This window comes from Actinoplanes sp. ATCC 53533 (assembly GCF_003947245.1).
This window is the reverse complement of the sequence record NZ_QHHV01000700.1, coordinates 1-538: the sequence shown is the minus strand read 5'-3', so window position 1 is coordinate 538 and position 538 is coordinate 1. Positions and strand designations below refer to the sequence as shown.

The following is a 538-nucleotide window of genomic DNA, read 5'->3' as shown; positions in this document are numbered from 1 at the left end:
CGATGCCCTGATGCGGACGATGTCCGTTGTAGAAGGTCTCGTACTCGCGCAGCGCGTGCAGCAGGTGCCGCTGGTTGAGGATCAGAGTGCGGTCGAGGAGTTCGCGGCGGCAGGTTCGTACCCAGCGTTCCATGATCGCGTTCATCCGGGGTGTCCGTATTCCGGTGAGCACGACATCGATTCCGGCGTCGGCCAGGACGGTGTCGAACAGGGCCGGGTACTTGCGGTCACGGTCGCGGATCAGGTATTTCACCTGGCAGCCGGTGTCTTCGAGGTCCATGACGAGGTTGCGGGCGGTCTGGGCCACCCAGCCAGCGGTCGGGTGCGCGGTGGCGCCGAGGATCCGGATGCGGCGGGTGGCATGCTCGATGACCGCGAGTACGTAGAGGCGGGCGCCGGTCAGCGTGGTCGTCTCGAAGAAGTCGGCGGCGATGACGGCGTGGGCCTGGGAGTTCAGGAACGCGGCCCAGGTGCTGCTGGTGCGCTGGGGCGTCGGATCGACACCGGCCTCTTTCAGGATCTCCCAGACGGTGGAGGC

The 538-nt window shown here is 66.7% G+C and carries 1 protein-coding gene; it reads right to left on the bottom strand.

Going from position 1 to position 538, the window contains the following annotated elements; all coding sequences use genetic code 11:
- Positions 1–538, bottom strand: a 538-nt coding sequence (locus DMB66_RS60720; protein ID WP_148113025.1) for an integrase core domain-containing protein, incomplete at both ends; no start/stop codon positions are given.